17 protein-coding genes are annotated in these 19,220 nt (G+C 61.9%); 4 read left to right on the forward strand and 13 right to left on the reverse strand.

The annotated features are described in order from the left end of the window. Nucleotides 1–25 precede the first annotated feature (25 nt). Entirely contained in the window at nt 26–643 is a 618-nt protein-coding gene (locus tag GH657_RS12045; RefSeq protein ID WP_153101035.1) for a hypothetical protein, read from the forward strand. Then, nucleotides 567–1,259 (forward strand): TetR family transcriptional regulator, encoded by a 693-nt coding sequence (locus GH657_RS12050; protein WP_153101037.1) that lies wholly within the window; start codon nt 567–569, stop codon nt 1,257–1,259. Before GH657_RS12045 ends, GH657_RS12050 begins: the two co-directional genes overlap by 77 nt. On the opposite strand, the gene GH657_RS12055 is transcribed toward GH657_RS12050, so the two are convergent. The 6 genes from GH657_RS12055 to GH657_RS12080 form a co-directional block, all read right to left on the reverse strand. Continuing rightward, nucleotides 1,246–2,013: an SRPBCC family protein gene (locus tag GH657_RS12055; protein WP_153101039.1), complete on the reverse strand. Its 768-nt coding sequence runs from the start codon at nt 2,011–2,013 to the stop codon at nt 1,246–1,248. The genes GH657_RS12050 and GH657_RS12055 overlap by 14 nt on opposite strands. A gap of 50 nt (nt 2,014–2,063) precedes the next feature. Continuing rightward, on the reverse strand, nt 2,064–2,393 hold the full coding sequence (locus GH657_RS12060) for a DUF427 domain-containing protein (RefSeq protein ID WP_246174154.1): 330 nt from the start codon (nt 2,391–2,393) through the stop codon (nt 2,064–2,066). 241 nt (nt 2,394–2,634) lie between these two features. After that, the gene (locus tag GH657_RS12065) at nt 2,635–3,168 is read right to left on the reverse strand and encodes a carboxypeptidase regulatory-like domain-containing protein (protein ID WP_153101745.1); all 534 of its coding nucleotides are present in this window, start codon (nt 3,166–3,168) and stop codon (nt 2,635–2,637) included. Nucleotides 3,169–3,364: 196 nt separating this feature from the next. Beyond that, the gene (locus tag GH657_RS12070) at nt 3,365–4,882 is read right to left on the reverse strand and encodes a DegQ family serine endoprotease (protein ID WP_153101043.1); all 1,518 of its coding nucleotides are present in this window, start codon (nt 4,880–4,882) and stop codon (nt 3,365–3,367) included. A gap of 117 nt (nt 4,883–4,999) precedes the next feature. Next, entirely contained in the window at nt 5,000–6,301 is a 1,302-nt protein-coding gene (locus GH657_RS12075; protein WP_153101046.1) for an ATP-binding protein, read from the reverse strand. 4 nt (nt 6,302–6,305) lie between these two features. After that, the gene (locus GH657_RS12080) at nt 6,306–6,968 is read right to left on the reverse strand and encodes a response regulator (protein ID WP_153101048.1); all 663 of its coding nucleotides are present in this window, start codon (nt 6,966–6,968) and stop codon (nt 6,306–6,308) included. A gap of 224 nt (nt 6,969–7,192) precedes the next feature. On the opposite strand from GH657_RS12080, the gene dacB reads away from it, so the two are divergent. After that, nucleotides 7,193–8,854 (forward strand): D-alanyl-D-alanine carboxypeptidase/D-alanyl-D-alanine endopeptidase, encoded by a 1,662-nt coding sequence (gene dacB, locus GH657_RS12085; RefSeq protein WP_153101050.1) that lies wholly within the window; start codon nt 7,193–7,195, stop codon nt 8,852–8,854. Nucleotides 8,855–9,348: 494 nt separating this feature from the next. Next, entirely contained in the window at nt 9,349–10,485 is a 1,137-nt protein-coding gene (locus tag GH657_RS12090) for an SGNH/GDSL hydrolase family protein (RefSeq protein ID WP_153101052.1), read from the forward strand. A gap of 206 nt (nt 10,486–10,691) precedes the next feature. Here GH657_RS12090 and GH657_RS12095 read toward each other — a convergent pair whose 3' ends face one another. The 7 genes from GH657_RS12095 to GH657_RS12125 form a co-directional block, all read right to left on the reverse strand. Continuing rightward, the gene (locus GH657_RS12095; protein ID WP_153101053.1) at nt 10,692–11,762 is read right to left on the reverse strand and encodes an L-threonylcarbamoyladenylate synthase; all 1,071 of its coding nucleotides are present in this window, start codon (nt 11,760–11,762) and stop codon (nt 10,692–10,694) included. 90 nt (nt 11,763–11,852) lie between these two features. Continuing rightward, the gene (locus GH657_RS12100; RefSeq protein ID WP_153101055.1) at nt 11,853–13,061 is read right to left on the reverse strand and encodes a 5-(carboxyamino)imidazole ribonucleotide synthase; all 1,209 of its coding nucleotides are present in this window, start codon (nt 13,059–13,061) and stop codon (nt 11,853–11,855) included. A 102-nt stretch (nt 13,062–13,163) separates the two neighbouring features. Next, the gene (purE, locus tag GH657_RS12105; protein WP_153101057.1) at nt 13,164–13,682 is read right to left on the reverse strand and encodes a 5-(carboxyamino)imidazole ribonucleotide mutase; all 519 of its coding nucleotides are present in this window, start codon (nt 13,680–13,682) and stop codon (nt 13,164–13,166) included. A gap of 39 nt (nt 13,683–13,721) precedes the next feature. Next, nucleotides 13,722–14,612 carry a phosphoribosylaminoimidazolesuccinocarboxamide synthase gene (locus tag GH657_RS12110; protein WP_153101059.1) on the reverse strand — a complete coding sequence of 297 codons (891 nt, stop codon included), beginning with the start codon at nt 14,610–14,612 and terminating at the stop codon, nt 13,722–13,724. Between the two features lie 195 nt (nt 14,613–14,807). Next, nucleotides 14,808–15,872 (reverse strand): class II fructose-bisphosphate aldolase, encoded by a 1,065-nt coding sequence (gene fba, locus GH657_RS12115; RefSeq protein WP_153101061.1) that lies wholly within the window; start codon nt 15,870–15,872, stop codon nt 14,808–14,810. Nucleotides 15,873–16,153: 281 nt separating this feature from the next. After that, complete coding sequence (gene pyk / locus GH657_RS12120; RefSeq protein WP_153101063.1) at nt 16,154–17,590, reverse strand: pyruvate kinase; 1,437 nt, start codon at nt 17,588–17,590, stop codon at nt 16,154–16,156. Between the two features lie 280 nt (nt 17,591–17,870). Beyond that, nucleotides 17,871–19,079: a phosphoglycerate kinase gene (locus GH657_RS12125; protein WP_153101065.1), complete on the reverse strand. Its 1,209-nt coding sequence runs from the start codon at nt 19,077–19,079 to the stop codon at nt 17,871–17,873. Between the last annotated feature and the right edge of the window lie 141 nt (nt 19,080–19,220).

Here is a 19,220-nt window from a genome sequence, read left to right on the forward strand (position 1 = left end):
AGCGACCTCTGTCAATGATCTGAAAATGAAAAAGTGCGTCCATACCTGCCTGGCCTGCCTGGGAAGTGATGGCGTGGATGGCGTGATGGCGCACAACATGGGTCTCGCAACGCGTGATAGAAAGCCCGTTGAAACCACAGCGCGTGCAGCAACGCCGAAACAACGCGCCAAACCGGGTAAACCCAAGATTTACAAACACCGAAAGCCTGTCGTCTCGCATCTGTCGCACTTTTTCACGTTTTACATGTGTTGCAAAACGGTGGAAAAACTCAAGCCGGGCGAAAAAGTATCAGGCAAAACAACAGTCTCGGATTTTAACCGGTCGTCGCAGCTTGGGCTATTGGCATGCTATCTACGCGACGGGTTGCCATCATACATACATTCACACACGCATGTAAAAATGAGACAATCGTCCAACCCCGGCACCCTACACAACTTTGACCCGGTCTTCATCCAGCAGGTTATTTGTCGCCTGTTTGATCCGATGAGACACGGGATGAAATCATTAACATTCCGCAGATGCACGAGGCGCCAGAATAATCCGTCCTTTCAGCAGGCACATTTATATGGTCCGAAGAACCAAGGAAGAAGCGCAGGAGACACGCAACAGCATTCTGGATGCCGCCGAACAAATTTTTTTTGAAAAAGGTGTATCGCGCACTTCGCTGGCTGATATCGCTCACGCAGCGGGCGTCACGCGCGGCGCAATCTATTGGCATTTTGCTAACAAAGGCGATCTTTTTACGGAAATGTTCGACCGTGTGCTCTTGCCGCTCGATGAACTCAAGGCCGCCACGCTGAACCCCCACGAGGTCGATCCGCTCGGCCGGCTCATCGAAATCTGCAAGCTTTGCGTGCGCGACACGTTCAATAACCCACAACGGCGCCGGGTATTCAACATTTTATTTTTGAAGTGTGAATTCGTTGAAGAAATGGGGCCCGTCATGCTGCGCTACCAAACCAATATGCTCGAAGCATTGAGCAATATTGAAGGGGGTCTGCGCAACGCGATTTCAAAAGGGCAACTGCCCGTCGATCTGGACACCCCTCGCGCCGCCGCTATGTTGCATGCTTTCGTCAGCGGCACACTGCGCGACATGCTGTTTTTGCCAGGCACGATGGGCGATGGCGCCTATGCCGAAGCGACGGTCGAAGCCATGTTCGACACGCTGCGTCTAAGCCGCAGGCTGCGCATCCCAATCCCTCTCGTTCCAGCGGTCGGCCAAGACCCGATGCCCAGCCGCGTTAAGACACATTGAGCCAGCGCACCAGATACAGCAGCAACGCTGCAAAAAAAATCATCGCTGCCCACACCCAGTAAGGCATGGCATGCGGCACCGGCTCCTCACGCACCATGCCGTGTGCGCTACGCAAAGACCCAGCGGTGCGGCCCGTCAGCATGTCGTCGCGGCCGCGGGCGTGTCGTGTTACCGCAACGCCAAGATGTATCGGACGCAAAAAAACATGCTGTCTGCCTACCGCATTGTCCCGGCGCGCATGATTAGGCCCCACGCCGTGCTTGGCCTGGATGACGGCACAAAATTCCGTGAAAAAATCATCCGCGAGTTCATGCAACGCGTTTTCGATCTGACGTGCAGGCAGTTCGGCCAGCGCCCCCGCCGACATCGCCCACACTGAATAATCGATCCGTGTACCGGGCTCCGTGTCTGGCTGGCCAGCCCCATCATCGGCGCCAAGCTCGATGCTGATCTGGCCGCGTAGCGAACCAATGCCGTCCGCACGCGCCTTGAAATTCAGCGTGCGTTGTGCGGGCACCGCTGCCTGTGCCGCCATGGCATCGTTAGCCCGCTGGCTGGCCACATGCGCGCGAATCTCGTAGCACGCGCGCAGCGGTCCGAGCGGCACAACGAGCATCAACCTATATCCGCCGTTCGGCAGGCGCTCGAAGGTCTCGCAGTGGTCAAGGCTCGCGCGCAACAGTGCGATGTCCTGTAACGCGGCGCTCACATCAGATAGCGCAAGCGGAATCCGTAATGCGTCATTCAGTTCCATGGCAACCTCCCCGACTTCGCTACTGATTAATATGCAGCAAACCTGGAAAATTAAGATGTCTGATCAATACGGTCGACTCGCGCGGCATAAAAAGCCCGATATTCCTTGATTGCATTGACGCCAGCCAAAGGTCGGTCATAACACCAGATGGCGTTTTCAATGCGGCCTTCTTCAGTAGGCAAATGAAAATACGCCGCATCGCCTTTATAAGGGCAATGCGACGTATAAGAAGAACGTTCCAGCCGGGCCAGATTGACGCCGGTGCGCGAAAAATAAATCACCTCCGGCAAGCCTGCTTCAGCCAGCGTCAGCGCCGCTATAGAATCCGCCACTGTCACGCCATGCTGAATTACCCGCACCCGGTGCGGCTTCAGCATCATGTCAAACCGCTGCAGCGCGGCCGCCTCAGGCAAAGGCCTCGCAGGATCAGGCGCACAAGAAAAAGTCATGTCATCAGCCTCATCAAAGCCGCCAGCGGCGAAACGCCATTTAGCCACAAAAAACCACGGGGAAAACTTCACCCGTGGTTTTTATTATCGGCGATAGATTCACCCGATGCGCGCCAATGTCTAATCAGACAAATACGCCACAAGCATTTAACACCCCAAAGCTAAAAACGCTTTATTCAATCTCCCAGCGAAATGCCGCTTTAGCGCTGCCTTTAGCAGGAATCGTAATCACCCGGCTTTGCTCGTGGCCTTGATAGGCCACCTGCAAGGCATAACGTCCCGGACGCAGCTTAACCAGCATATACGGGCCTCTTGAGGTGGCATTCAATACGGCCGTTCCATGTGAATCGGCAATTCGAACCTGAACATCCGCCAGGAAACTCGCACCCGGTCCGGTAAAGCTCAACGATAACGGCCAATGATTTTGCGCCTGCCGCATGGCTTTCGATTCATCCTGGCCAACACCGCCCGAAACGAATGAGACATTCCCTTGCTGCTCCACCTGGGGCAAGCCTCCGCCATTTTCATTACCTGCGCTGGTGTTATCCGTCGTCGTGCCGCCGCTGATCGCAGGCGCCCTATCCTTCGCATAAGCCGGACTCATCAGGCCTGCCCCTAACGCCAGTGCGGCAACAACCGCACAAGCGGCACTTCTTCTGTAGACACTTCGATAAACGCTGCCGTACTGCTGATCTGAACTTTTCATTGCTCTTGCTCCCTTTTCACCGGTTTCAAATGCCATGGCCATGCAACATGCCGCACACATATTGAACCCCCGCCGTTTTGCCGTGCAGCGCGCCTATATGACGGACCCAGCCGTTGCTAGCCAGGTTCCCCCAGTCGCGCCGCGCGTAAGCACGTGGCTGCCCCAGCCGGCCTCGCTCAATACGCCTACGCCTGCCTCAGCCGAGATCAACCGGGATGAAAATCTGCGTGTTATCGCGCTGAATCAGTAGCGCCAGACTATTACCGGCCTGGGCCACCCCTTGCCGAAGTTGCTCGACGCGGCTAACCGACTGGCCATTCACGGCCAGAATCACGTCCCCGGGCTGAATGCCCGCATTCGCCGCCGGCCCGCTCACCTGCAAAACCAGCAAGCCATGCGAGGCGCCACCGCTCTGTTCCTGAGCTGTCAGCGCTCTGACCGCCACGCCCAACCGGCCTTGCAATTGCGCAGGCGCATCGGCTGCCGCCACTTTGGTGTCGGAAAGCGCGCCAATCGTCACTTTGATGTTTTTCGTCGCCTTGCCGCGCCAGACTTGCAGCTCCGCCGTGCTACCCGGCGCCAGACCGGCCACCTGGGAGGGCAAAGCGACGGAATCCGTCACGGGCGTGCCATTCAGCGACAGGATCACGTCGCCGGGCTGCAAGTCACTTTTAGCGGCTGGGCCATCAGGGTCAACCGAACTCACTAGCGCGCCATGCGGTGTTTTCAGACCAAACGAATTGGCGAGCGTCTGGTCCATGTCCTGCACCGCCACCCCCAGGCGGCCACGATTCACATGTCCGGTTTTCATGAGATCGTCCTTGACCTTCACCGCTTCGTTGATCGGAATGGCGAACGACAAACCCTGGAACCCCCCCGTCTGCGAATAGATCATCGAATTGATACCGATCACTTCGCCTTGCAGGTTAAAAAGCGGCCCACCGGAGTTGCCGGGATTGACCGGAACATCGGTTTGAATAAAAGGCGTGTAGTTTTCGTTCGGCAACGCGCGGGACTTCGCGCTGATGATGCCGGAGGTCACGGTGTTATCGAAACCATAAGGCGAGCCAATCGCCACCACCCACTGGCCGACCTTGCTTTGACGTGGATCGCCGATTTTCACCACGGGCAGGTTGTTCGCATCGATTTTCAGCACAGCGACATCGGATTGACGATCCGCGCCGATCACTTTGGCGCGAAATTCGCGCTTGTCGGTGAGGCGCACGGTCACGATGTCCGCGCCGTCGACCACGTGGGCGTTCGTCAAAATATAGCCATCGTTGCTGACGATGAAGCCCGAGCCAAGACTCGTGCCTGAACGATCCGATGGTCCCGCCCCGCCGCCACCGCCACCGCCCTCGCCGCTTCCCGGCATGCCAGGGAGGTTGCCAAAGAAGCGCCGATAAAACTGATAGAACGGGTCGTCTGGATCAATCGGCAACTGCAACGCACCGTTATTGCCGCGCAGCGCGGTCTGCTTCGTCACATGCCGGGCACTGATATTGACGACCGCCGGGCCATAGGTTTCGACCAGCCCGGAAAAATCGGGAACCCCCGTTCGGGCGGCCGCTTCAGCGGGCATCAGCGCCGCTGGAGCCGGCGCTGTAACCTGCGGCACCGGGGCCTCCTGACGATGGCCGGCGAAATAGCCGACGGACAACGCAGCCACAACGGCCAGCGCAATCGCACTGCGGGACAAGATTTTTGCTTTCATGGGCGGGCTCCTGGATGCAAAACCGACGAATGGAATAGCCGCAAGCGTACCCAGCACCGCTTAAAAGAGTCTTAAAGCCGGAAAAGGCCCCCGGACCAGGAAGCGTCATGCACCGAATCAAAAACGCACGGTCACTCTCAATCCCCCTGCAGGCGCGTCGTCCAGCGTCACCTGCGCACCTTGCTGCCCCGCGATACGCCGCACAATCGCCAGCCCCAGCCCGCTGCCCGCGATATCCGTGCGCTCACGGTTCGCCCCCGCGCCCACGCGATAAAAACGGTCGAACACACGCCCACGTTCAGCCGGTGCAATACCCGGCCCGCTATCGTCGATCCGCACTACCGGATGGCCCGCTTCCACCTGCAAGCTCACATCCACCCGGCCACCTGCCGGGGTGTATTTCGTCGCGTTATCCAGCAGGTTATTGAACATCACTCGCAGGGCTTCGGCATCGCCCGTCACACTCGCGGCTTCGCTCGCCTCAATACCGAGATCGACACCGCGCGCCTCAGCCAGCGAGGCGCACGCGGCCACACATTCGCCCAGCAACGGTTGCAATTCAACGCGCTGCGGCACGCCGTGCTGATCCGGTTCGGAGCGGGCGAGCGCCAGCAATTGCCCGACCAGCCGAGTCGCACGAGCCACGCCCGCTTGCAGGTCGGTCAGCGCCTCGCTGCGAGTGACGTCATCGTGAGCCCGGGCCACCAGTTGCGCCTGGATTTGCACGGCGGCCAATGGCGTGCGCAATTCGTGCGCAGCATCCGCGACGAAGGCTTTTTGCGTCTCGAGCACGCTAGCAAGACGCTCGAGCAGCCCATTCAGCGCTTGCACCAGTGGCTGGACTTCGAGCGGCAAGCCCGTGACAGGCAAGGGGTCCAGCGCTTCCGGATGGCGAGCTTCGAGCGCACGCGTGACGCGCCGCAGCGGCGCGAGCCCCCGTCCGACCACGACCCACACCGCGATCCCCAGCAGGGGCAGCAGCACCAGCAGTGGCCAGATCGTACGCCACGCGACATTCGCCGCCAGCCGGTTACGCAGCGAAACCGGTTGTGCCAGTTGCACGACGTTATCGCCCACGATAGCGCCGTACACGCGCCAGTCGCCGCGCTCGGTGTGCTCGGTCGAAAAACCGATTTCGGCGCGCGGCGCCAGCGGCGCGCGGGGATGCGAGTAATACATCAGGACCCCGTTGCGATTCCAGATCTGCAGCACGATGCCTTCGTCACCGGTATCGCGCGAGCCAAGGACCTGCGAAAACGGCTGGGCCGGCAGCGCCGCGGCGATTTCCTGTAACTGGTAGTCGAACAGCTCGTTGGCTTCGGCCAGTGCCTGACGGTAGATGAGCCAGCCGGCCAGCCCAACCCCGAGCAACACAATGGCCAGCAGCCAGAACAGCAATTGACGGCGAATGGAGCGCATCGCGTCAAATGTCCTTTGCCATCATGTAGCCCAGCCCGCGGACGTTGCGGATCAGTTCAGCGCCCAGCTTCTTGCGCAACGCGTGAATGTAGACCTCGACCGTGTTGCTGCCGATCTCCTCGCCCCAACCGTACATTTTTTCTTCCAGCTGGCTTTTGGAGAGCACCGCGCCGGGGCGTGCCAGCAGCGCTTCGAGCAACGCGAATTCGCGGGCCGACAGCACCACCGGAGCACCATTCAGCGTGACCTGGCGCGCAGCGGGATCGAGTGTCAGCGGGCCATGCCGGATCGTCGAATCGCTGCGTCCCGCATGACGCCGGATCAGCGCACGCATGCGGGCGCCTAGCTCATCCAGATCGAATGGCTTGACCAGATAATCGTCCGCGCCCGCATCGAGGCCGGTGACCCGCTCGGCGATGGCGTCGCGCGCCGTCACGATCAGCACCGGCAAGGCATGACCGCGCGCGCGCAAGGTGCGCAGCACATCGAGCCCGTCGCGCCCAGGCAGCCCCAAGTCGAGCAGCAGCAAATCGTAGGGTTCATGCGTCACCGCATCCAGCGCCGCGGCGCCATCGTCAACCCAGTCGACGGCGAAACCCTCGCCACGTAGCGCCCGGCGCACGCCCTCGGCGATCATCCGGTCGTCTTCGACTAGCAATATCCGCATCAGGCTCTCTTGATCTCGTAAGTCAATAAGCGGGCATTCTAGCCCGCGTCGCTCAAGGCTCCGCCCGGCGATTTTTTATCGCGCGCATGCGGTATCTCTACAATGAGCGCCTTTACCCGATCCCGATCCCGATCTTGATCGGAATGTCCGGCCTCATCTTCCTTCGACGGCCTGCCAGAAAACCGCAGCCTTTTTCATTGACTCGCCCCGTCCATGATTCGCCTATGACGCACGCCTTTCTTGTTTCGCTGCTCAGCCAGCGCACCGTACCGCATCCTGCGGCACCGCCCGCGCCCAATCTCGCTGCGCTCAGCCAGCGCAACCACTTCGCCAACACACGGCGCCACCTGCTCGTCCGTGCTGCCGCGCTGCTGCTGGCCAGCTCCGCACTGCTTGGCACCGCCCCCGCCGAGGCCCGCAAAAAAGCCCCGCACCCTTCGGTCAACGCCAGCACCATCTTGCCGCCGGCCGTCATGGCCGGCTTGCAACGCGCACGCATTCCGTTGCCGGCGGTCAGCGTCGTCATCGAGAAAATCGGCGAACCTACGCCCATCGTCGCGCTCAACGCCGGGCAGCCGATGATGCCCGCCTCCACCATGAAACTCGTCACCACTTATGCTGGCCTGTCGCTGCTCGGCCCGGACTATCGCTGGCGCACCACCGCCTATGCCGATGGCGAACTCGACAGCCAGGGCGTGCTGCACGGCAATTTATATCTTCAGGGAACGGGCGACCCCAAGCTGGTACCGGAAGAGCTGATTGACCTGGTGCAAAAAATCCGTCAGTCGGGCATTAACGGCATTGACGGCGCACTGGTGTTCGACAAGCGGTTTTTTGCTTCTGCAACGCGCGATCTGCCGCCCTTCGACAGCGATATCCATGAGCCCTACAACGTCGGCCCCGACCCGCTGCTGTATGCCTTCAAGTCGTTACTGTTCACGCTCACGCCCGCGCCGGACGGCACAGTCGCCATCGACGTGCTCCCCGCCCTGTCCCAGCTTCGGCTCGACAATCAGCTTCACGCCGACAGCGGGCCCTGCCGTCCCGACGCCACCACGCTCACGCCCGCCGTGACTGTCAGCCCGGATGGCGGCATCATCGCGCGTTTTAGCGGCAACTATCCGCTACGCTGCGGCCCGCGCACGATCAACTACGCCGTGCTGAACCACATGGACTTCCTCGCAGGCGGTTTTCTTGCGCAGTGGCAACAAACCGGTGGCACGTTTAACGGCACGACACGTGAAGGGGCCGTGCCGCCTGGCGCGCGGCTCATCGCCACCCATCGCAGCCCGGCGCTAGCCGATGTGGTGCGCGACATCAACAAGTTCAGCAACAACACCATGGCGCGCAACCTGTTTCTGACGATTGGCGCGGTGTCGGGCAAGCCGCCCGCGACACCGGAGCAGTCCGCGCGCGTGATCGAAACATTCCTGCATCGCAACGGGCTGCCGATGGAGCATCTCGTGCTCGACAACGGCGCGGGGCTCTCGCGTCACGAACAGGTCTCGGCACTGTCGTTGGCAGACCTGCTGCAAAACGCCAATGCCAGCCCCGTGGCCCAGGCTTTCGTCGATTCATTGCCGGTGGTGGGCGTGGACGGCACCATGCGCCGCCGCCTGACGACTCGCCCCATCAGCGGCAACGCCCACATCAAGACCGGCACGCTGCGCGATGTTCGTGCCATCGCGGGTTATGTCGCATCGATGGATGGCACAAGTTACGTCATCGTGAGTCTCATCAACAACGACCACGCCGAAGCAGGCCAGGCCGCTCACGATGCCCTGCTCGAATGGGTCTATGCCGGGCCAACGCAACCGTTTCCAGCCGCACCCGCCAAGCCCTATGCCAAGCCCAGGAAAAACCCGCAGCGCCAAGCCAGGCATTGAGTAATTCCTCTAGCAAAAACACTCAAAAAGCCGCGCGTGGCCCGCAGTGGAACGTGTAGGCTGTCGGGCAGCGTTTAAAACGCAGGGCGCGCCGCGCGCAGCAGGCCAGGCCCGGGTCCCGCGTCCCGGGCCCTGAATGCCGGCAACCGGAGCAACCCACGTTATTGATTCACCCGTTGCCAACACCATAACGACAACGCCCCACCCTACGCCTTGCGGCCAGGAGGGGCGGCCCTGGAGGAAGACATTCCTGCAATTCAGCGCCGAATGGCGCCTGCCTGTCATGATGGCGCCGGTCTTTCCTGCCGGCATCGGTGGCAGGCCATGGCATCGGCACCGCACTTGTCCCACCGAAGCGACACCTCCACGGCCCCGTTTGCCACCCTGCGCGGCCCGCACAAGAGTTTGCAAGCGGCCGTCACGCTGCGCTCACGCAGCGGACGCTGCCTGCATCACATGGCAAAAACGCCACCCCTAAGAGGAGATGAAGTTAAATGAAACACTACGGCTCACCACACTGGAACCTGCGGCGCATGGCGCAGGTTGCTCTCGCCAGCGCGGCGCTCGTCCTGCTTGCCGCATGCGGCGGCGGCGGCGATAACAACAATTCAGGCAGCCTGCCGGCTGGTGGGGTCAAACTGCAGGTGGTCTCGTTCGGCGACAGCCTGTCGGATACCGGCACGTATTCGCCCGTGATTCAGGCCAGTTTTGGTGGCGGACGCTTCACCACCAACCCCGGCGAAGTCTGGACACAAAAGGTCGCTGAATACTACGGCGGCTCGCTGACACCCGCGTATCTGGGCGGCTTCGGCAAGCCACTAGTGGCCTCGACGGGCCTAAGCTATGCCCAGGGCGGCTCGCGCGTGACGGATCCGAACGGCATCGGCCACGCCCCCGCCTCGATACCGAATGCGGACTTTGCACAAGCCACCACGGTGCCTATTCAAACGCAGGTTCAGCAATACCTCGCGGCCAAAGGCAGCTTCAATGCGAACCAGCTTGTGCTGGTGAATGGCGGCGCCAACGATATCTTTTATCAGGCCACCGCAGCCGGCGCGGCGATTGCAGCCGGTGCGGACCCTATTGCCACGCAGAACAATACCGTGCAGCAAGTGAGTCTGGCCGCGCAACAGCTAGCCCAGGTGATCGCGCAGATCATCCAGGCGGGTGCGACACATGTGGTGCTAATGAATCTGCCGAACCTCGGCAGCACCCCGCAGGCTGTTTCAACCGGCTCACAAACCACGCTGACCCGCTTGACCATGCTTTTTAACCAGACGCTGGCGGGCACCCTGCAAGCGCTGAAAGCCGATCCGGCCAAGCTGATCCAGATCAATACCTATGCGTGGCAGGATGACTTGCTGAACAACTATCAGGCGAATGGCTTCACGGTCTCGAACACCGACACCGCCTGTAACCTGAAGGCGATGGTGCAAGCCGCAACGGCGTTCGGTGCGCCATCGCCGGCCGCGTTCGGCACGTCGCTCTTTTGCTCGCCGCAAACCTATACCGTAGCGAATGCTGACCAGACGTACATCTTCGCCGATTCCGTGCATCCGACGACCCGGGTGCACGCGATGTTCGCGCAGTATGTTCAGAGCCAGATCGCCGCGACCGGATTGGGCAAGTGAAGTAACGGCTGTCAAAGAGAAGTGATCGATGGCGACAACGCCATCGATCACGGCGGACCCCGGTTGGGCACAACCGCGGGCAAAACCACGCAACCCACCCTCGAAACCCACCCTGATTGCAAGCGCACAGGCAAAACGCCTGGCCATTCAGGCATTCAAGCTGCCTCGCGTTGTGTCATTCGGGCCCGCAGCCCAGGCCCCGAACTTTAAGTTTGCGCATCGAACGCCGCTGCCGCGCGGCCCAGCCGGTCATTGACCGCGATCCATTCAGGCGTGTCGGGCAGTTTCTCGATCAGGATGCGCGTGACCTGGGCTCGATCCAGCGCCCGCAGCAAACTGTAGAGTTCGCGCGCATACGCAAGCGGGTCTTCAGGGGCCGCAACGAAATGCACGCCCTCCACGCCCACCCAACGCCGCGCGCGCGAGGCCCGCGCCACTAGCGCGACACGGGCTTGAGCCGCGCTCGCCTGCAACAGCAACGGCTCCAGGCCCTCGAAGGGTTGCAGCACAAGCGGTGTGCGCGGTGCGTAATGCGCTCTGAGCGTACCCGAGGCGCGCGGCGTACCCGCCTCCGAGCCATCCGCAAGCCGTGGCGCTTCGCCCAGCACGGCGGCGATGTCGTCAGGCGTCACGTGTCCGGGGCGCAGCAGCACGGGAAACCCGCGCGACAAATCCAGAATGGTCGATTCGATCCCCACCCCGGAGGCGCCGCCATCCAGCACATGGATCGCGCTGCCAAACTCCTCACGCACATGTTGCGCGGTGGTCGGGCTGACATGGCCAAAACGGTTGGCCGATGGCGCCGCGACCCCGCCATGGCCAGCGCGGCGCGCGCTGAATGCCGCCAGCAGCGCCTGCGCTACCGGATGCGACGGGCAGCGCAAACCGATCGAATCCTGCCCGCCACTCACGGCGGCGGGAATCCGCGATGCACGCTTCAAAATGAGCGTCAACGGCCCGGGCCAAAAATGTTCGAGCAACTGTTGCGCAGCAGACGGCCAAGCCTCCACCCAGTACAGCGGATCAGCCCCCGCAGCCAGATGAACGATCACCGGATGATTGGCCGGACGGCCTTTCGCCGCATAAATACGGGCGACGGCCGTGGGGCTCACCGCATCGCCGCCGAGGCCATAGACCGTTTCAGTGGGAAACGCGACCAGCTCACCCGCATCGAGCAAAGCCGCTGCAGCGTCGATCTGCACGGCGCTGGGGCCAGCCACAGATCCACGAGAACGAGAGGCGCCAGAGTCAGCAGCAGGGTTCGAAGAGTCGGTCATCGGTGAGGACGGAAGCAGGAGTCCGGCTGAGGGTTAAGTGGCTGGGCAACCGGCGGCTAAACCGCCTGGCGACGTCAGACGGCTGCAACATCAGGCCGTCACAATATGCAAAAGCCGCGCGCACTCGTTCGCGGCGGCACAGGCTTCATCGAGCGTGGCGGCGGTGAAATTGACATGGCCCATCTTGCGGCCACGCCGGGCCTCTTCCTTGCCATACAGATGCAAGCGCGCGGCCGGTAGCGCCGCGACTTCGGCCCAAGGCGGCGTGAGCGCCGTGCTCGCGGGATGGCTCGCATTCTGTTCACGAAACCAGACATCCCCCAGGAGATTCAGCATCACGGCGGGCGAATGCTGACGCGTATCGCCCAGCGGCATGCCGGTCATCGCCCGGACTTGCTGCTCGAACTGGCTCGTCGCGCAGGCATCGACGGTGTAATGGCCTGAATTGTGCGGGCGCGGCGCCATCTCGTTGGCCACCATCGAACCGTCTTCAAGAATGAAAAATTCCACGCACAGCACGCCCACATAGCCGAGTTTTTCGGCAATCTGCAACGCAGCCTGCTGCGCCCCGGCGCTTAAATGCTCGCTGGCGTCGGGCGCGGGCACCGTAGTTAGCGCCAGTACGCCATCACGATGGATGTTCTGCGCCAGCGGATACACCGCTGTGGTGCCATTCACGCCGCGCGCGATCAATACCGAAACCTCGAACTTCAGCGGCAAACGCTTTTCCAGCACGCAAGCGATGCCGCCCAGCGCTGCGTGGGCCTCACGCACTTCGTGGGCATGGTTCACCCGAACCTGGCCCTTGCCGTCATACCCCAGCCGTGCCGTCTTGAGAATGCCCGGCAACACGGCATCGAGCGTGGCATCGTCGAGCGCGGCAAGCGCCTCGGACGACTCAATGGCGACATATGGCGCGACCGGCACGCCCGCCGAGGCGATAAAACGCTTTTCGGCAATCCGCTCCTGAGCGATGCCCACGCAGCGTCCAGCCGGGCTCACGAACGTCGTGCGCGCCAGAAAATCGAGGCTCGCGGCAGGCACGTTTTCGAATTCGGTCGATACCGCCGCGCACAGCCGGGCCAGTTCAACGAGCGCGGTTTCATCTTCATAGGCGGCACAGATATGCCGGTCCGCCACCGCTCCGGCTGGGCTATTGACATCGGGGTCGAGCACCGCGACGCGGTAGCCCATCGCCTGGGCGGCAAAACAGAACATGCGGCCAAGCTGGCCGCCCCCCACCATGCCAAGCCAGGCGCCGGGCAGGATAGGGGAAAAAGGAAGAGTGTCTGGATTCATCTGGGTGGTTGGTCAATCGCGGCTAGCAGCTAGCGGCTAGCGGCTACAAGCCCGCGCGCAAGCGCGGGTTTGTAGCCGCCGGAAAAACAGCATCAGACGCGGTTACAGCGCGGGCAAGGTCATCGCATGAGCCGCTGCGTTTTGCCGCGTGCGAAACGCAGCCAGCGAGTCAGCGTACTGCGGGTGCGTCACGCTTAATACCGAGACGGCGAACAGTGCCGCATTGGCCGCCCCGGCTTCACCGATGGCAAACGTCGCAACCGGCACGCCTTTGGGCATCTGCACAATCGAATGCAGCGAATCGATGCCTTTCAGGTAGCGGCTGGCCACCGGCACACCCAGCACCGGTAGCGTGGTTTTGGCCGCCAGCATGCCTGGCAGGTGCGCCGCGCCGCCCGCGCCCGCGATGAGCGCCTGCAAGCCGCGCTCACGGGCGCTTGCCGCATAGGCAAACATCTCATCGGGCATGCGGTGCGCGGACACCACCTGCGCCTCATACGGCACGCCAAACTCCTGCAGGATCGCAACGGCGTGTTTCATGGTGTCCCAGTCCGAGCTGGAGCCCATCAGCACGCCAACAAGCGGCGCGCTGTGAGTATGACGGGTCTGGATTTCGCTCATCGGCGGGCTTTCCTTGTGGGGCAACGTACTAAACCAGGCTTACGCAAGCGTCTGGCCCGTGAGGCGTTCGAGCGCTTCACGGTATTTTTCGGCGGTTTTGGCGACGACTTCGTCGGGCAGCTTCGGCGCAGGCGGCTCTTTGTTCCAGTTCTGGGTTTCGAGCCAGTCGCGCACGAACTGCTTGTCGAACGAAGGCGGATTGGTGCCCACCTGATACTGGTCAGCGGGCCAAAAACGGGAGGAGTCGGCGGTCAGCACTTCGTCCATCAGATACAGCTTGCCCTGGTTATCGAGGCCAAACTCGAACTTGGTGTCGGCGATGATGATGCCGCGCGTTGCCGCATAGGCCGAGGCTTGCCGGTAGAGCTTGAGCGAGATGTCGCGGATCGTGGCGGAAAGCTCGGTGCCGATGCGGCGCTCCATGTCGTCGTAGCTGATGTTTTCGTCGTGATGGCCCATTTCGGCCTTCGCGGCCGGCGTGAAAATCGGTTCGGGCAGCTTTTGCGCGTTTTGCAGGCCCGGCGGCAACTGCACGCCACATACCGCACCGCTCGCCTGGTAATCTTTCCAGCCGCTACCGGCCAGATAACCCCGCACCACGGCTTCAACCAGAATGGGCTCCAGCCGTTTGACCACCACCGCGCGGCCCTTGACCTGATCGGCTTCATCGGCGGCGACCACGGTTTCGGGTGCGATGCCCGTCAGATGGTTCGGCACGATGTCCGAGAGATGCCCGAACCAGAAATTGGCCATCTGGTTCAGCACCTGGCCCTTGGCCGGGATCGGTTCGCCCATGATGACGTCGAATGCCGAGAGGCGGTCAGTGGTGACGATCAGCAACTGATCTTTACCCACCGCATAGTTGTCGCGGACCTTGCCGCGGCCCAGCAGCGGCAGCGAACGGAGCGTGGATTCGTAAAGGGTAGGCATCGTCGTGAATGAGCAGGATTGAACAGAAATAAGCAGCACCGAAGCTGCAAAAAAGAGGAGCACCGCCCCCCGAATCATGAATCATGCGCCGGACGGCACCCAGGCATCAACCTGGCCGTCCGGGCAGCGACAGCTAACAGCTAACAGCTAACAGCTAACAACGAACAACGCGTAATTAATAAACCGGGCCAGCCACTAGCGCACGATCTGCGCCAGATCGCCCGAGCGGTACCGTTCGGCCATTTTTTCGAGTGCCACGGGCTTGATCTTGCTCGCCTGGCCTTCGCAACCAAACGCCAGATAGCGGTCGAGGCAAACCTGTTTCATGGCTTCGCGCGCGGGTTTCAGATAATCGCGCGGATCGAACTTCGACGGATTTTCGACCAGATAGCGGCGAATCGCACCGGTGATCGCCAGACGCAAATCGGTATCGATGTTGATCTTGCGCACGCCGTGGCGAATGCCTTCCTGAATTTCCTGGACCGGCACACCGTAGGTTTCTTTCATGTCGCCGCCGAATTCGCGGATCTCGGCCAGCAGTTCTTGCGGCACCGACGATGAACCGTGCATCACGAGGTGCGTGTTCGGAATGCGCTGGTGAATTTCCTTGATGCGCTCGATCGACAAAATATCGCCCGTCGGCTTCTTGCTGAACTTGTACGCCCCATGCGACGTGCCGATAGCAATGGCGAGCGCATCGCACTGCGTGAGCTTGACGAAATCGGCGGCCTGCTCGGGATTGGTCAAAAGCTGCTCGCGCGTCATCGTGCCTTCCGCGCCGTGGCCGTCTTCCTTGTCGCCCTTCATGGTTTCGAGCGAGCCCAGCACGCCGAGCTCGGCTTCGACCGTCACGCCGATGGAATGCGCCAGCTCCACCACCTTGCGCGACACGTCGACGTTGTATTCATACGAAGCGACCGTCTTGCCATCGGCTTCGAGCGAGCCATCCATCATCACGCTGCTAAACCCGCTGCGGATCGCCGCCATGCATACGGCGGGCGACTGGCCGTGATCCTGGTGCATCACCACGGGAAGGTGGGGATAAGACTCGATGGCGGCTTCGATCAGATGGCGCAGGAACGGCTCGCCCGAATACTTCCGCGCCCCCGCCGAGGCCTGCATGATGACCGGAGCGCCCGCCTGATCGGCGGCGGCCATGATCGCCTGCACCTGTTCGAGATTGTTCACATTGAATGCTGGCAGCCCATAGCCGTTTTCGGCGGCGTGGTCCAGCAACTGACGCATTGATACGAGAGGCATGGTGAGACTCCTGAGATTGAAACGAATTTCTGTGCCGTCGGCATCAATTCCGCGATTTTATCTTGAAGCAAAGCGCATATCCGCTATTACGCGATAGATGTCTGTCTCGCCGGGACGGCAGCGCCGGTCTGCGCCGGTTGTGTGTGGGGCACGAGAACCAGGCCCGGCCCAGGCCCTGGCTGGCTTTAACCTGTTTGCGACAAGCCTTGAGTGGCGGCGTGGCGAATGCTGTCCACGCGGCCGCCCAAGGCTCTGAATCCACATCCATACAATCAGTAAAATCAGTAAGGCTCGCCTACCCGCACGATTTTCAGCGTGTTGGTGCCACCGGCCTGCCCCATCGGTTCGCCAACGGTCAGCACCACCATGTCGCCGCGCGATGCATAGCCCTTGCTCACGACGATCTCAAGGGCCTGGTGCAAGGCGATATCGCGGTCGGTGCTGGTTTCGAGGTGCAGCGAGGTGACGTTGCGGTACAGCGCCATCGTGCGCTCACTGCCAAGACGCGGTGTGAGCGCGAAGATCGGCACGTGAGTCCAGTGACGCGACATCCAGAGCGCGGTGGCGCCCGATTCGGTCAGCGCGACGATGGCCTTCGCGCCCAGGTGATACGCGGTAAACAGCGCGCCCATCGCAATCGACTGGTCGATCCGGGTAAAAGTCCGGTCGAGAAAATCCCGGTCGAGTTCGACATGTTCGGATTTCTCGGCTTCGACGCAGATCGCCGCCATGGTTTCGATGGTTTGCACCGGATACTTGCCCGCCGCCGTTTCAGCCGACAGCATCACCGCATCCGTGCCATCGAGCACCGCGTTCGCCACGTCCGACACCTCGGCGCGCGTGGGCACCGGCGCGTGGATCATCGACTCCATCATTTGCGTGGCCGTGATCACCAGTTTGTTGGATTCGCGCGCCATGCGGATCATGCGCTTTTGCAGCGCGGGCACCGCTGCGTTACCCACTTCGACCGCGAGATCGCCGCGCGCCACCATGATGCCGTCGGAGGCGTCGAGAATGCCTTGCAACGCTGGAATCGCCTCGGCGCGCTCGATCTTGGCGATCATCTTCGGCTTGATGCCGTACGGTGCGCCCGCGATGTTGGCCAACTGGCGCGCCATTTCCATATCGGTCGCGTTTTTCGGAAACGACACCGCGACAAAATCCACACCCAGCGACATCGCGGTGCGGATGTCTTCCATGTCCTTGGCCGTCAACGCCGGAGCGGAGAGCCCGCCACCCTGACGGTTGATGCCCTTGTTGTTCGACAGCTCGCCGCCGACCTTGACGACGGTATGAATCTCGCTGCCGATCACCCGTGTCACGTCCAGTTCGATCAGGCCATCGTTGAGCAATAGCACGTCGCCGGGCTTTAAATCGCGCGGCAAATCCTTGTAATCGAGCCCGACGCGCTCGTCGTTGCCCAGCTCGCACGTGGCGTCAAGGACGAACGCGTTGCCGGGCACCAGCGTCGTTTTGCCCTCCGCGAATTTGCCGACGCGGATTTTCGGGCCTTGCAGGTCCGCCATGAGCGCGACTTCGCGGCCCACGCGGCGCGCGGCCTCGCGGACGAATTCAGCGCGCTGGCGATGATCGTCCGCGGTGCCATGCGAGAAGTTGAGCCGCACCACGTCGAGACCCGCCTGCATCATCTGCAAGAGAATTTCTGGCGTGCTGGAAGCGGGGCCAATGGTGGCGACAATCTTGGTGGCGCGATGCATGTATCTCCTCGTCTGGATGGATTCACCGGAATGAACGCCGCGCGGGGCAGGCGTTACACGTTGTGCTGCGTCAGTGGAATCTGGCGCTGTTGTTGTGACAAGCGTGAGAGGGGGGAAGCGGGCTGCTTGAGCTGCTTGAGCTGCTTGAGCCATGGGCTCGGGTTCAAACCCCGGCGCGGGCGCGGCGGCCAGACGCGAGACACGCGCGCGACGCACACGGGCAGCGGCTTGCTGCCGTTGCCGCAGCGCGCGGCGGGCGAGCGTGGCGCGCGCGGCCACGTTAGCCGCGAGCCCGTGCTTCGAGCACCGCGACAGCGGGCAGCGTCTTGCCTTCGAGGAATTCGAGGAAAGCGCCGCCGCCCGTCGAGATATAGCTGATCTGATCGTGAATGCCGTACTTGGCGATGGCCGCGAGCGTATCGCCGCCCCCGGCAAGCGAAAACGCGGGGGATTGGGCAATCGCCTGGGCCAGGATTTTCGTGCCATTGCCGAACTGGTCGAACTCGAACACGCCGACCGGGCCGTTCCATACAATCGTGCCCGCCTGGCCTAGCTGCGCGGCTAGCGCCCTGGCCGTGTCCGGGCCGATGTCGAGGATCAGGTCGTCGTCGGCGACCTCGGTGGCGGCCTTGATTTCGGCGACAGCCGTAGACGAAAACGTTTTGGCGGTGACGACATCAGTAGGGATCGGCACCGACGCGCCGCGCGCACGCGCCTGCTCGATGATGATTTTCGCCTCGGCCACCAGGTCGGCCTCGGCCAGCGATTTGCCGATCCTGAGCCCCGCCGCGAGCATGAAGGTGTTCGCAATGCCGCCGCCCACAATCAGTTGGTCAACCTTGTCGGCCAGCGATTTCAGAATGGTGAGCTTGGTGGATACCTTCGAGCCCGCGACAATCGCCACCAGCGGACGTTTGGGCGCGCCAAGCGCGCTGCTCAGCGCATCGAGCTCGGCTGCCAGCAACGGGCCCGCGCAGGCAACCGGGGCATAGCGGGCCATGCCGTGGGTCGTGGCTTCGGCGCGATGAGCGGTGCCGAAGGCATCGTTGACGTAGATATCGCACAGACGCGCCATTTTCTGTGAAAGCGCGTCATCGTCTTTCTTTTCGCCCTTGTTCAGACGGCAGTTTTCGAGCAGCACGACCTGACCTGGCGCGACCTTGACGCCATCTTCGACCCAATGCGACAGCAACGGCACCTCACACCCCAGCAATGCAGCCAGACGCTGCGCGACCGGCGCGAGCGAATCTTCCGGCTTGAATACGCCTTCGGTAGGACGGCCCAGATGGGACGTCACCATCACGGCCGCGCCCGCATCGAGCGCCGCGCGAATCGCGGGCACGGAAGCGCGAATCCGGGTGTCTTCGGTGATGTTGCCGTGCTCGTCTTGCGGCACGTTCAGGTCCGCGCGGATAAAAACACGCTTGCCAGCAAGCTTGCCTGCAGCAATCAGATCAGAAAGACGCAATACGTGGGGTACCTGGGTCATGGCGGGGGCAAAGAGAAAGGAGAAAAGAGAAAAGAGAAAAGGAAACCGTAGGAAAAACACGCAGGCACGCAGGCCGCGCAGGGAAAACACAGGGGAAACAATAAGTGCGCGCTATGCGGCATCTGGCGCTTGCTGCGTTTG

Origin of the sequence: Paraburkholderia hayleyella, from assembly GCF_009455685.1 — a bacterium.
GTDB classification, from domain to species: domain Bacteria; phylum Pseudomonadota; class Gammaproteobacteria; order Burkholderiales; family Burkholderiaceae; genus Paraburkholderia; species Paraburkholderia hayleyella.